The 12063-nt window shown below is 35.8% G+C and carries 14 protein-coding genes; 4 read left to right on the top strand and 10 right to left on the bottom strand.

Annotated features, from left to right (window positions below):
• Window positions 1-619: 619 nt before the first annotated feature.
• The 7 genes from NST66_RS09565 to NST66_RS09535 form a co-directional block, all read right to left on the bottom strand.
• Complete coding sequence (locus NST66_RS09565; RefSeq protein WP_013056909.1) at window positions 620-1057, bottom strand: S1 domain-containing RNA-binding protein; 438 nt, start codon at window positions 1055-1057, stop codon at window positions 620-622.
• 179 nt (window positions 1058-1236) lie between these two features.
• Window positions 1237-2058 carry an ammonia-dependent NAD(+) synthetase gene (gene nadE, locus NST66_RS09560; protein WP_014460241.1) on the bottom strand — a complete coding sequence of 274 codons (822 nt, stop codon included), beginning with the start codon at window positions 2056-2058 and terminating at the stop codon, window positions 1237-1239.
• Between the two features lie 34 nt (window positions 2059-2092).
• Entirely contained in the window at window positions 2093-2773 is a 681-nt protein-coding gene (gene nadD, locus NST66_RS09555; protein WP_098627175.1) for a nicotinate (nicotinamide) nucleotide adenylyltransferase, read from the bottom strand.
• Between the two features lie 15 nt (window positions 2774-2788).
• Window positions 2789-4258: a nicotinate phosphoribosyltransferase gene (locus NST66_RS09550; protein ID WP_099330944.1), complete on the bottom strand. Its 1470-nt coding sequence runs from the start codon at window positions 4256-4258 to the stop codon at window positions 2789-2791.
• A gap of 23 nt (window positions 4259-4281) precedes the next feature.
• On the bottom strand, window positions 4282-4830 hold the full coding sequence (locus NST66_RS09545; RefSeq protein ID WP_063248064.1) for a cysteine hydrolase family protein: 549 nt from the start codon (window positions 4828-4830) through the stop codon (window positions 4282-4284).
• A gap of 72 nt (window positions 4831-4902) precedes the next feature.
• Window positions 4903-5679, bottom strand: a complete 777-nt coding sequence (locus NST66_RS09540) for an NUDIX domain-containing protein (protein ID WP_028413475.1) — start codon at window positions 5677-5679, stop codon at window positions 4903-4905.
• A 222-nt stretch (window positions 5680-5901) separates the two neighbouring features.
• Window positions 5902-6297 (bottom strand): CDI toxin immunity protein, encoded by a 396-nt coding sequence (locus tag NST66_RS09535; protein WP_098627173.1) that lies wholly within the window; start codon window positions 6295-6297, stop codon window positions 5902-5904.
• A 331-nt stretch (window positions 6298-6628) separates the two neighbouring features.
• Between NST66_RS09535 and NST66_RS09530 the strand changes: the two genes are divergently transcribed.
• Window positions 6629-7717 carry an FAD-dependent monooxygenase gene (locus NST66_RS09530; protein ID WP_328158816.1) on the top strand — a complete coding sequence of 363 codons (1089 nt, stop codon included), beginning with the start codon at window positions 6629-6631 and terminating at the stop codon, window positions 7715-7717.
• A gap of 105 nt (window positions 7718-7822) precedes the next feature.
• Here the strand turns inward: NST66_RS09530 and NST66_RS09525 are convergent, their stop codons facing one another.
• The gene (locus tag NST66_RS09525; RefSeq protein WP_033578883.1) at window positions 7823-8158 is read right to left on the bottom strand and encodes a helix-turn-helix domain-containing protein; all 336 of its coding nucleotides are present in this window, start codon (window positions 8156-8158) and stop codon (window positions 7823-7825) included.
• A 182-nt stretch (window positions 8159-8340) separates the two neighbouring features.
• Window positions 8341-8466: an anti-repressor SinI family protein gene (locus NST66_RS09520; RefSeq protein WP_154991390.1), complete on the bottom strand. Its 126-nt coding sequence runs from the start codon at window positions 8464-8466 to the stop codon at window positions 8341-8343.
• Window positions 8467-8698: 232 nt separating this feature from the next.
• On the opposite strand from NST66_RS09520, the gene NST66_RS09515 reads away from it, so the two are divergent.
• The 3 genes from NST66_RS09515 (at window position 8699) to NST66_RS09505 (ending at window position 11680) form a co-directional block, all read left to right on the top strand.
• Window positions 8699-10252, top strand: a complete 1554-nt coding sequence (locus tag NST66_RS09515; protein ID WP_154988883.1) for an alpha/beta hydrolase — start codon at window positions 8699-8701, stop codon at window positions 10250-10252.
• A 15-nt stretch (window positions 10253-10267) separates the two neighbouring features.
• Complete coding sequence (locus tag NST66_RS09510) at window positions 10268-10738, top strand: DinB family protein (protein WP_034265804.1); 471 nt, start codon at window positions 10268-10270, stop codon at window positions 10736-10738.
• A 156-nt stretch (window positions 10739-10894) separates the two neighbouring features.
• Window positions 10895-11680, top strand: coding sequence for a nucleotidyltransferase domain-containing protein (locus NST66_RS09505; protein WP_154991391.1), 786 nt, complete (start codon window positions 10895-10897; stop codon window positions 11678-11680).
• Window positions 11681-11747: 67 nt separating this feature from the next.
• Here the strand turns inward: NST66_RS09505 and NST66_RS09500 are convergent, their stop codons facing one another.
• Window positions 11748-11945, bottom strand: a complete 198-nt coding sequence (locus tag NST66_RS09500; RefSeq protein ID WP_045290429.1) for a hypothetical protein — start codon at window positions 11943-11945, stop codon at window positions 11748-11750.
• Window positions 11946-12063: the final 118 nt, after the last annotated feature.

The raw sequence follows: 12063 nt of genomic DNA, 5'->3' as shown, positions 1-12063 counted from the left end.
TATTACTATAAAATCCTTGAGTCTATGGAATCATTTTATATATTTCTCCAAACTGAGCACTACTGCTCAAAAAAGGAAGAATTTTGTCTGTTCTTTGCTTTTTCAGCACTTTTTTATTCCTAAAATTATGAAGGAATTAGATGAATATACAAGAATACTGGCGATTTTCTGTTAATTTAGCTATTTCGATGAGGGACTCATTCCTACTTTCTCTTCGTTTACTTATAAGGTTTTTTTATTATTTTAAGAAAATTGTTCTTATAAGCGTTTTTTATTTTATAAATTATTATTTAGAACATAGTTTAATTTAATATAAAATATTGCACTTAATTAAATGAAATTTTTAAAAATTACGAATAATAAAAGTAGTTCGTGCAGATACTAACGTCAACGCTCGCAAAAAGGGAGGTATGATTATGATAGATTTAAATTTCATCCTACTCATCCTTGATCTTCTTTCATCGCTTGTCACGATTGGCATCTACTTTACAACTAAGTAAATGCTTAACCTTCTCTTTACTCTTCTAGCGTATGTACTTAAGCTATCACAAAAAAGAAGCAAGCCAATTTTTACTGGCTTGCTTCGACTATATAATAAAGTAGTTAGAGTGAAAGGGATTTATCCGCGTCTTCCGCCTCTGCCACCTCGTTTTGATTCAGTGCTGCGTTTTAGTGTAGATAAATTATCTTCACTATCTTTTAAGAAACGCGCCATTTTTTGTTCGAAGTTTTCCTTTGGTTGGAAGTTGCTTTTAGAACGATTATCATTATTTCTTGCCTGACGTGGCGGGCGTTGTGAATAAGAAGATGAGGGTCTTTCCGGTTTATCTATCGCTTTTTTAATCGATAATCCAATTTTTCCGTCTTTCTCATTAACGACTTTCACTTCAATTTCTTGACCAACTTTAAGATGGTCATTAATGTCTTTTACATAGCTGTCAGCTACCTCACTAATATGTACAAGCCCAGTTTGACCTCCAGGTAATTCTACAAATGCTCCAAAATTAGTAATACCTGTTACTTTCCCTTGTACCTTGCTACCTACTTCAACTGCCATAAAAAATGTTCCTCCTCAATAATATTAAAAGCACTTCATTATACCAAAGTGCGTAAGAATAACAAAGTGTGTATGAGAAAACAATTTGTTAAATTACACTTTTTCCGCCACTTTTTTGTTTTATGAAAGAAATCAGTCAAAATAATGCCCATATTAGATCTCTAATATGGGCATTTCTCTCATTTCCACCATTCATCAAACATGCTAGCCGGTAACTGACGCTTATGTTCAGTAATACGATAGCGCTGTTCAATTTTTTCAGCGGCTTCTTGTGATACTTCTTTTCCTTCCAAATAATCGTCTAGTTCATCATAAGAAATTCCTAGTTCCGTTTCATCAGATTGACCAGGACTATTATCTAATAAGTCAGCTGTTGGTACTTTTTCGTACAATCGTTTATCTGCACCTAATTCTTTTAGCAATGCTTTCCCTTGACGTTTTGTTAATCCCGTTAGAGGCAGCACGTCTGCTCCGCCATCTCCGTATTTTGTAAAAAAGCCTGTTACTGCTTCTGCTGCATGATCGGTTCCGATAACTAAAAGGCCGTTTTCTCCTCCGATTGCATACTGTACAATCATACGCGTACGTGCTTTGACATTTCCTTTATGAAAATCAGACAGCGCTATATCTGTAGCACCTGTAAACGAACTTTCAAATGCTTCCACCGTGTTTTTAATATTAAATGTATATGTTTCATTAGGTTTAATAAATTCTAGTGACGCCTTCGCATCCGCTTCATCATGCTGCGTGCCATGAGGCAAGCGAACGGCTACAAATTTTGCTTCATATTCTTCTTTGCGCAATTCGTCTACAGCAATCTGCGCTAATCGTCCAGCTAAACTAGAGTCCTGCCCTCCGCTTATACCTAATACAAAGCCTTTTGCATTTGCTGACTTTAGGTAGTTTTTCAAAAAATCAACACGGGCACGAATTTCTTGTGCTGGATCAATTTCAGATTTCACATGTAGCTCTTTTCTTATTTTTTCTTGCATGTCTGACATGATACATGCTCTCCTTCCATTATATGTAGATTTCTTACTGATACAATCCATGTTTTTTACTATAAAAATAACAGAGATCAGGCATTAAATATCGTGGTTCTCCGCCCCTGGCAAATTCTTGACGAATATAAGTAGAGCTGATTTCCATTGCTAGCCCCTTATCAAGAAGCTGAAACCGGCCGTCGTCATAATTTCGAAGCAAAGGAGAATGACTAATAGCTTTCAACATGTCTATTCCCTCTCTTGCCATGATGATAAACTGGTTTTCACTAATAAGTTCATCTGCTTTCTTCCACTTGCCCTCACCAATATCTTGCAGTAAGTCGGCTCCCATAATAAAAAATAAGTCAGCGTGTGGGAGCAATTTTTTAAAGTGCTCCATAGTGTAGTATGTGTAATGATAGCCGGGCAATACGTCTAGCTCATACGTATCGAGCAAAAATTTCGGGTTGTCTTTAATCGCTAAGCTAACCATATTTACACGGTGTTCATCGGACGTTTGGAGCTTTTTATCTGTCCGTTTGTGCGATGAAGGCAAGAAGATAATAGCATCTAACTTCTTTCGATGCGCAACCGTTGATGCCGTCCAAAGATGAACGTTGGTAACCGGATCAAAAGATGAACCATAAATCCCAATTTTCGCTCCTTTTTCTAAAAGCGTATCTATTTTCTTATCAGGGTTTAGCTGTTGAAAATAAGCAAGCGTATCTGACATGTCTCCAGCTCCCTACTATTTTTTATTTAGGGCTTCCGCTACTTTTTGTTTTACGTACGCAATTTGACGCGTTTTATTTTCCCAACACTTTTCGCTTAAATCTACTGGATATTCTTCTGGATTGCGCGTGCGCTTATATTCATCCCAAAGCAGATCTAAATTATCTTTTACGTACTGCTGAATTTCTTGAAGTTCTTCTGTTTCATACACAAGCTTTCCGTTTACAAAGATATCATGATGAAGTTCTTTTGCCTCAAAATTTGTGACGAATTTACTGATAAACGTATGAACAGGGTGGAACATTTTTAAACGCTCTTCGCTTTGAGGGTCTTCGTCTTCCATCGTAATATAATCCCCTTCAGATTTCCCATTCAAATTATTAATAATACGATATACCCGCTTTAACCCTGGTGTACTGACTTTTTCAGGATTCGCACTAATTTTAATCGTATCCATCATCTCGCCATTTTCTCCTTCAATAGAGACGAGTTTATACACTGCTCCAAGCGCTGGCTGATCATATGCAGTAATGAGCTTCGTACCAATTCCCCACATATCTATCTGTGCACCTTGCGACTTTAAATGCATAATCGTATCTTCATCTAAATCGTTGGAAGCAACAATTTTTGTCTCTGTAAACCCTGCTTCATCCAACATTTGACGAGCTTTTTTAGACAAATAAGTTAAATCGCCGCTGTCTAAACGAATCGCCGTAAAATTAATTTTGTCTCCTAATTCTTTTGCTACTTTAATCGCATTGGGAACTCCTGATTTTAAGGTGTCGTACGTATCAACTAGAAACACACAGTTTTTATGGCGACGAGCGTATTTATGAAATGCAATATATTCATCTTTATAAGCTTGCACCATTGCATGGGCATGCGTTCCTGCAACTGGAATTCCAAATTTCTTTCCTGCACGCACGTTAGAAGTAGCACCAAATCCGCCAATATAGGCTGCTCTTGTTCCCCAAATAGCAGCATCCATTTCTTGAGCGCGTCGCGTTCCAAACTCCATTGCCACTTGATCTCCTACTACATGTTTGATTCGGGCTGCTTTTGTTGCAATCAGCGTTTGGTAATTCACAATATTTAATATCGCTGTTTCTACAAGCTGAGCTTCAATTAACGGTGCCTCTACACGTAAAATTGGTTCATTATGAAACACAAGCTCACCTTCACGCATACATCGAATTGTCCCAGTGAATGTAAGGTCTTTTAAGTAAGCTAAATAATCTTCTTTAAAACCTAATTCTTCGTGCAAGTACGTTAAATCAGATTCGCTAAATTTAAATGCTTTAATATATTCAATAATTCTTTCTAATCCAGCAAAAACAGCATACCCATTTCCAAAAGGAAGTTTGCGGAAAAAAACTTCAAAAACAGCCTTCTTTTGATGAATGTTATCTTCCCAATACGTTTCTCCCATATTAATTTGATATAAATCGGTGTGTAACATTACGCTGTCATCTGTAAACATATTCATTGATTTCCTCCACTTTTATGTCCTTAAATAATTTCTGCTCCGAGGCAAGATTTAAAGTGTTCGAGCGCCCACTCATGGCCTTTTTGATTAAAGCTCGCTACGGCTTTTTCATAAATATAAATAGCAAATCCTTTATTATAAGCATCTACTGCTGTATGAAGTACACAGATATCCGTACATACACCTGCTAAGTAGACATCGGTAATCTGTCTTTCTCGCAGTTTAATCTCCAGATCTGTTCCAGCAAATGCGCTGTATCTCGTTTTATTTATCCATTCTACATTTGCCTTTGATTGATACACATTATATAAATCATTTAACTTTCCGTATAGCTTCCTGCCTGCAGAACCTTCAATATTATGAGGCGGAAACAGCGCTGATTCTGGATGCAAGGAATCATTTTCTTTATGAAAATCAATAGCAAAGACGACATACTCGCCTTGCTCAATAAATTGACGCGTGATATCGCTTATGGATGTTTCAATGTGTCGCCCTGGTTCTCCGCATGTCAAAGCCCCGTTTTCAGCTACAAAATCATTGGTATAATCAATGTTAATCAGTGCTTTTTTCATTATGTTTCCCCCTCATAAATAAAAATTAACAGTTAACATATTGTTAATTATTTGAATTGAAAGTTTTTTCTTTTAATAGCGTGCTGTATAGATTGGCTTCATCACATTCATCTCAACAAACCGGTAGAGCTTTGTTGGCTTTTTAGACGTTCTCGTCGTTGTTTTTCCGTCTACTTCTTCAATGAATGGCAGCATTCTTATTTTTCGTGCAAACGCCTGATCACTTTTAATTGCCGCATCATCTGTTACGGTAAGCAGCACAGCCTGCAGTTCAGAGTATGTAAACTGAGAAGGCAGAAACTTCTGAGCAATAGTCGTTTGCAATAAATCTTTCTTAATTTCCTTGATTGCATCTCGAATGATGATTTCATGATCAAAAGCTAAAGGCAATGAAAAGATTTCATCTATTTTAAATAATTCAACTCGAGCAGCATCATCATTCGCTTTTCGTTTTATTAGACTATCTTCTGGGACAATTGCATAATGTGCGTTTGTGATGACCCATCCCCTATCGTCTCTTCCGGGCTCATCATAGACACCATAGTGTTTTAAATGGATATCGTTCACGCCCGTTTCTTCTTCGAGCTCTCTTTTAGCCGCTTCAAAAGCTGATTCATCAGGATGGACAAATCCGCCGGGAAGCGCCCACTTTCCTGCTTCGCTGTTCTTTTCTCCCTCCGCGTTTAGCATTGCTCGCTGGATAAGCATTAATTTTAAATTCATTTTAGGTGGTTTGTATGGTTCTTTTTCTTCCGTCACAATCGTAAATACAGCAATATCTGACGTATAGCCATAGGGTTTAGGGTATTCTTTTTTCATTTGATTCGTCATTGCTTTTTTGTTCGACATTCAGCATTTCTCCTGATCACTCTTTTTACAATTAACAATATGATTAATGTTAATTATATTTGTTTTATGGAAAATGTCAATACTTTTCCCACTAATTATAAAGAGAAGGTAATTTATGTTGTAAATAACGTTATGTTTCGTATTTTTTAGAGTTTATATGCATAAAAAGCCGAGTGAAGAAGTTCTCATTCCCCCTCTTCCCTCAGCTTTTTTCCCTTTTAATTAACGTGCTGCTAAACCAATCATCATTTTACCGTCTTTAAAATATTCAATGACATAGTCAACAGACGGACAGTAAATAAACGCTTCTTCTGTAAGTTCAGCTGTTTGTTGGAAAAACGTTAGAGCCTGAGCTAAATCGACGCTTACGGCTTTAGTTGCTCGTTTCCAAAATAAAACAACCTGATGTTCTTTTATATTCATCTCTTGAAGCCATTTTTTGATTTCTTCAATATGCCGGGCGGACTTTTTAATTAATACTTTTCTCCAATTAATTTGCATGATTGTTAAAAAAGGAAAGGTGTTTGAAAGTTTTTCGAAGTAAATGCTTGTCTGCTTTTTCGTTAGCAAATCTGCACTGTTACCCAATGTTTGAATATAATGTTCTACTTTTGTCATAATCATCCTCCAGTCGAAATTGGAGTTTGCTAGAATTTTCAGAGACGTTCTCTACTCTTCTTGCTAAAAATCCTGCAGCTTTCCAACCGTGCTTTTTCTCAACAATGTTTAAATTTCACCTTTTTATACAAATTATTCAAAATAATTTGTATATTTTAGTTTACCATAAAACTTAATCTTTGACTTTGTTTATGTAAAACCTTATTTGTGTTTCGACCAAAGAACGAATTCCATAGAAGAAAAGCTATAAAAAAGTTGACATTAACATTTATAAAAGTTAATATACTTACTAAAAGTAACTTAATTGCATATAACAAACAAGGTGAAGAAAATGAACTATCAAACAGATGTGTGTATAATAGGAGCCGGACCAGGCGGTGCTCTACTAGCCTATCTACTGGCTAAACAAAATATATCAACTATACTGATAGAGAGATCTGATAAGCTTGGAAAAGAATTTCGAGGCGAACATTTAAATGAAGATGGAGAAATGATTCTTAAAAAACATCATATATTTGAAGAAATTGAAAGCTTAGGCCTCCTTCGAATGTCTAGGGTCGAATACTGGAAAGATGGACATGTATTCAAAACGATAGAATCTGAACTTGGACATGCAGGAATTCATGTTCCACAGCAGCATCTTCTTCAGTCTATAGATAGCCGAGCAAGCAGCCATCCCTCCTACAAACTTATGCTGGGCACAAAAGTAACGGAGCTAACGCAAAATGAAAAAGGACAATATACTGGAATAAAAGCTCAGCAAAAAGGCCGGGGTGAAACAATAGTTGAAAGTAAAATCATTATTGGAGCAGATGGTCGATATTCAACTGTTCGCAAACTTGCGCACATAAAAAACAATATTCATAATCATGGATACGATTTGCTTTGGGCGAAAATTCCTGCACCTGCCAACTGGGAGCCTTCTATTAAATTTGCGCTTGTGAAGCAGCAGCAGGTAGCGCTTTTTTCTCAAGCAAAAGGCTTTGTTCAAATCGGATGGAATATTGAAAAAGACAGCTATCCTGCTCTTCGAAAACAATCGTTTAAACCGTTTATTCAGCGTTTAATAGAGGCTTTCCCTAGCTTAAACCTTTCAATTGAAAGGTTTATTAAGTCGTGGTCAGACTTTACGCTTCTTTCTGTGCAAAGCAGCATAAGCGAAGTGTGGTCAAAACATCACCTGCTCTTGTTAGGTGATGCTGCTCATACGATGACTCCTACTGGCGCTTTTGGATTAAACGAGTCATTAAAAGATGCTGACTTACTGTCTGACTTACTGCATCAAGTTTTTTATCAAAACAAAGAGATTTCAGAAACATTGAGACAGTTTGAACAGAAAAGAAAGCCAAGATTAATAACTCTTGAACGTATTCAGTTTCAGCGAGAAAAAGAATTCCCGTCTCATTTTATTTCTTCTTAAGTCAACAAAAAAGAGATTCCATAGATAAATGGAATCTCTTTTTTGCAATCATGATTTTTTAGCAGTTGTGCTATGTAAGTTCTCTTTTATGTATATTCCGCGAAGTTAATCTTGCTTTGCCCGCTGCCATTTTTGAAATTCAAGAAATTGTTTAAACTGCTCTTTGCTTATTCCTGACTCCGCTGCTTCTTTTGCTAACTCAAGCCACTCATTATCAATATCCAACGATTCAGACTTATCCATAGGCTCATGAATCAATCTATCAATACTCACGTTCAATGAGGTAGAAATTTTGTTTAGAAATTGAATAGATGGGTTGAGCTGAATTCCTCTTTCTACTGAAGATATGTACGATTTAGCAACACCCGCTCGGTTTGCAAGTTCTGTTAGCGATATTCCCTGTTTCATTCTAAGATCTCGAATACGTTGACCAATTGTCATTATAATCACCCTTACTAATGCTTACTTATCGATAATAATACCATAATTTCACTTTATCGTGCATTATAAATAAACGTTCTTACTGTAAAGGGATAATTATACATCTAGTGGACATAGCTTGAGACCCGCTATAAAGGTTAGCTATGCGTAACGAATTCTTTATTTCCTTACTGATGTATCGGCTAAGAACTTGAACTAATACTTTGTAAAAATTGTCTAATTTCCTCAATGCTTATACCTGTTTCTTTTGCTTCCATTATGAGCATAACCCATTCTAAGTCTAACGCATTTTCGTCTTTAAAATTCATAATTCGCTTCCTTTCTTCTTTTCCGGGAATTGAGAACGTTTTCTTTTTTCTGTTTTTGGGCATTCTCCCTTATTTTTCACTATGGTTTTACAGTATAATGGATATTACTAGAACATTAGACATTTTATATTTGCTAAAAAGAACCAATTTTTTTGAAATTTTTGTCTATTCCTATCATAATGATTTTACCGTTACACAAACGCTACAGTTAGACACTAGGAGGATTGCTTTTATGCCTTTTCTGCATACGGCGACAGAAAAAATTTACTATGAAATTCATTCGCCCGTGTTCACTGACAAGACAGAAACCGTTGTTATGGTTCATTCTTGTGTCACTGATCATACGCTTTTTGATTCTATTACTGCGGAATTAACCCAACATTACCGTGTTATTCATTACGATTTGAGAGAGACAGGAAAGAGCGCCTCTGCTACAGGAGAATTATCGTTTGAGGCTCATATTGAAGATCTTTTTCTCTTATTACATACGTTACATATAAAGAAGTGTTACTTAGTTGGAGTGGGATTTGGAGGACAAATCGCTGTTAAATTTACCGCCCGCTATGAATTTCTTATTGAAGGACTGATACTACTGTCTCTTCCTTTTTATTCAGATAGCACCATTCAAAAGATTAAGAGATGTTACAACGAAGAAAGCAAAAATCAAATACCGGTAAATAAAATCCTTGAATTAGGCAAACTGGAAAGTCTGGAATATACAAACATACAAGAGGTTATTGAAAGACTTAAACAAATGGATCCCAATGTATATTTCCGCTTCGTTAAACTTTCTATTACAGCCAGTCTATTTCAAGAGCTAAGCAGCATTTCACTTCCTGTACTCACTTTATCTGGCCAACATGATTTGCTGTTTTCATCTCAGTATCTGATTTCAAAAACGATGTTTTTAAAAAACTACAGTCATATGACCATACCTAACGCACACTCTTTATTTCTAATAAAAGAAAAAACAGCTTTATTCAGAGAAATTGTCATAGATTTTATTAAAAGTAATACATCTCAGCTGCCTTCTTTAAAGAATGATCCTATGAAAATACTTAAGAACTGGGAAAGTGATACGGCTATAGACATACAAAAAGAATTCCATGCCCACACACCCTCTCTTAAAGTAGATTTCTTATACTCTTTTTCCGTCTATGTAAATGGTCAGCTTATTACAGAAGGCTGGAATAAGCGCTTTGCTCAAGAAATTTTACTATATCTTATTTTTCATCATTCTATCAGCAGGGAACAGCTATGCGAAGCGCTGTGGCCCGAAATGCCTTTAAGCAACGCCAAAAAGAATTTACGCGTCTACTTGTCTCATTTAAAAAAATTATTGAACGCAGAAAATTCAGAGCCGGTTTTACTTGTTAACAGGCAGCTCATTTCTTTAAATGCCGATGTGTCAAGCGATGGATTAGATTTACTAACTGACCTTCAGTGGATAACCGAACAGTCTGACCCGTCTCTGAAATTCAAGGAGGCTGAACAGCGCCTGCATCAATTAGTTCCTCATTATTTAACAACGATTTATGACGACTGGTTCCTTGATATCCGAGTGAAAATAGAGATTATTCTTCTTGATCTATTAATCTGGATGAAAGAATGGCTTTGTGAGAATGGAAAAGTTTCGAAAGCCGTATTTTTACTCGTTAAATTTATTGATTTAGTAGAAGAAAAAGAATTCATTTATGATGAAATTATCGATTGCTATATCAAGCTCGATAACAATGAAAAATCAGAGTACTGGCTGAATCAAAAAATGCAGTATTTAGTTGAATAAAAAGGATGTGAATACATGAATTCGTACTGTGAGATGGTGTTTAATCAAATACACGTCAACGTCCAGTCTCTCACCGCGATCATTGATGAGGTTACAGAAGAAGAGCTTGCTTATCGTCCCCTCCCTCACAAGCGGTCTATTCAAGAGCTGCTGCAGCATTTATGTCTCATTTGTAGTGCAGACTATTCTATTTCCTCAGGCTACTCTGCAGATAAAATGAACGACTTTTATCTGCAGCATCCAGCTTATACAAAGCTTGAACTCAAAACAGCTTTAATAGATGGCTTCAATCAGCTAAAAGCGGCCTACTCTTCTTTTGACGAACGAAAGCTTTTTTCACTGCAAACGTCCTATTGGGGATGCACGTATACATGTTTTGAGTGGCTGCTTGAAATTCAGTCTCATTTATACCATCACCGTGCAGAACTGTATACGCTTCTAACCTGTTACCGCAGAAAGGGATTGGATATAGTGCTTTTTGAGTGATATAGTTTTTCACTCTCTATATTTTCGTAGATTTTTAGAGGCTTAAAGGAAGCTTTTTTTATTTATTTACCATTTTCCATACATTATGAAATATAATAGGAGAAATAGTAATAGCTTTTGTATATAAAAAGCATTAAAAGAAAATGAGGTTGGGTTATGAGAGAAACAATTGTTGCAGCTTTAAAGAAAATTGAAGAAGATTACGACGTAAAGGTATTATACGCTTGTGAATCTGGAAGTAGAGCGTGGGACTTTCCATCTAAAGATAGCGATTATGATGTTAGATTTATTTATATTCATAAGAAAAATAAATATTTAAGCATTGACCCAATCGGTGTAGGTAAAAAGCGAGATGTAATAGAGCTACCTATTAATGACCTATTAGATGTTAGCGGCTGGGACTTAACCAAGACATTAAAACTTTTTAGAAAATCAAACCCACCTTTACTAGAATGGATGCAATCAAACATTGTATATTACAAGGCGTATTCAACATTTGATAAAATGAAAAAACTACATTCTAACATCTTTACTCCTACTTCTTGTATATACCACTATTTAAATATGGCTAGAAATAACTTTAGAGAGTATTTACAAGGTGACGAAGTAAAAATCAAAAAATATTTTTACGTTTTAAGACCCGTGTTAGCTGCTAAGTGGGTTGAACAATATAATGAATTTCCTCCACTAGAATTCCCTATTCTCTTAGAGAAACTGTTACCAGAAGGAGAATTAAAAGAAGAGGTTAGTAAGCTGTTAAAGCGTAAAATTAGTGGTGATGAGCTAGATTTAGAACCACGCATCAATGTTATTAATGAATTTTTAAACTTAGAAATTGGCCGTTTAGACAAATACGTCAGAACTTTATCTGTAGAATTAGATGACCCTACATATGAATTAGATCAATTGTTTAGAGATACTTTAGACGAAGTTTGGAACTAAGTATAAAACAAAAAGGCTTATCCCTAATGCAAGTAGCAGCGGATAAACCTTTTATTTATAATTTCTATTAAAGCGGTATATTATTATTCGTATTTTTTGTTTCATTCAAATAGCTCTCCACATAAATTTGTTCTGCATCTGTAGCATTTTTAATTCCATCCTCGGGACTAAATTCAATGTTTCTCCTTATTGCTACACGATCTGCAATGTAACCCATTGCTAACAAAAACACTATACATCCGCCTGCCCATAGCCACATTGTCATTTTAATATCCCCTCTTTCTTCTTTAGTTCACCTAGCGTCGCGTAATACAGCATATATCCTCCGCAGGATAAAAGCCCTCCAACAAGTAAAATGGCAAGTTTTTTAATAACTATCCCCT

Origin of the sequence: Priestia sp. FSL W8-0524 (assembly GCF_038005965.1) — a bacterium.
GTDB classification, from domain to species: domain Bacteria; phylum Bacillota; class Bacilli; order Bacillales; family Bacillaceae_H; genus Priestia; species Priestia zanthoxyli.
This window is presented reverse-complemented; position numbering and strand designations above follow the sequence as displayed.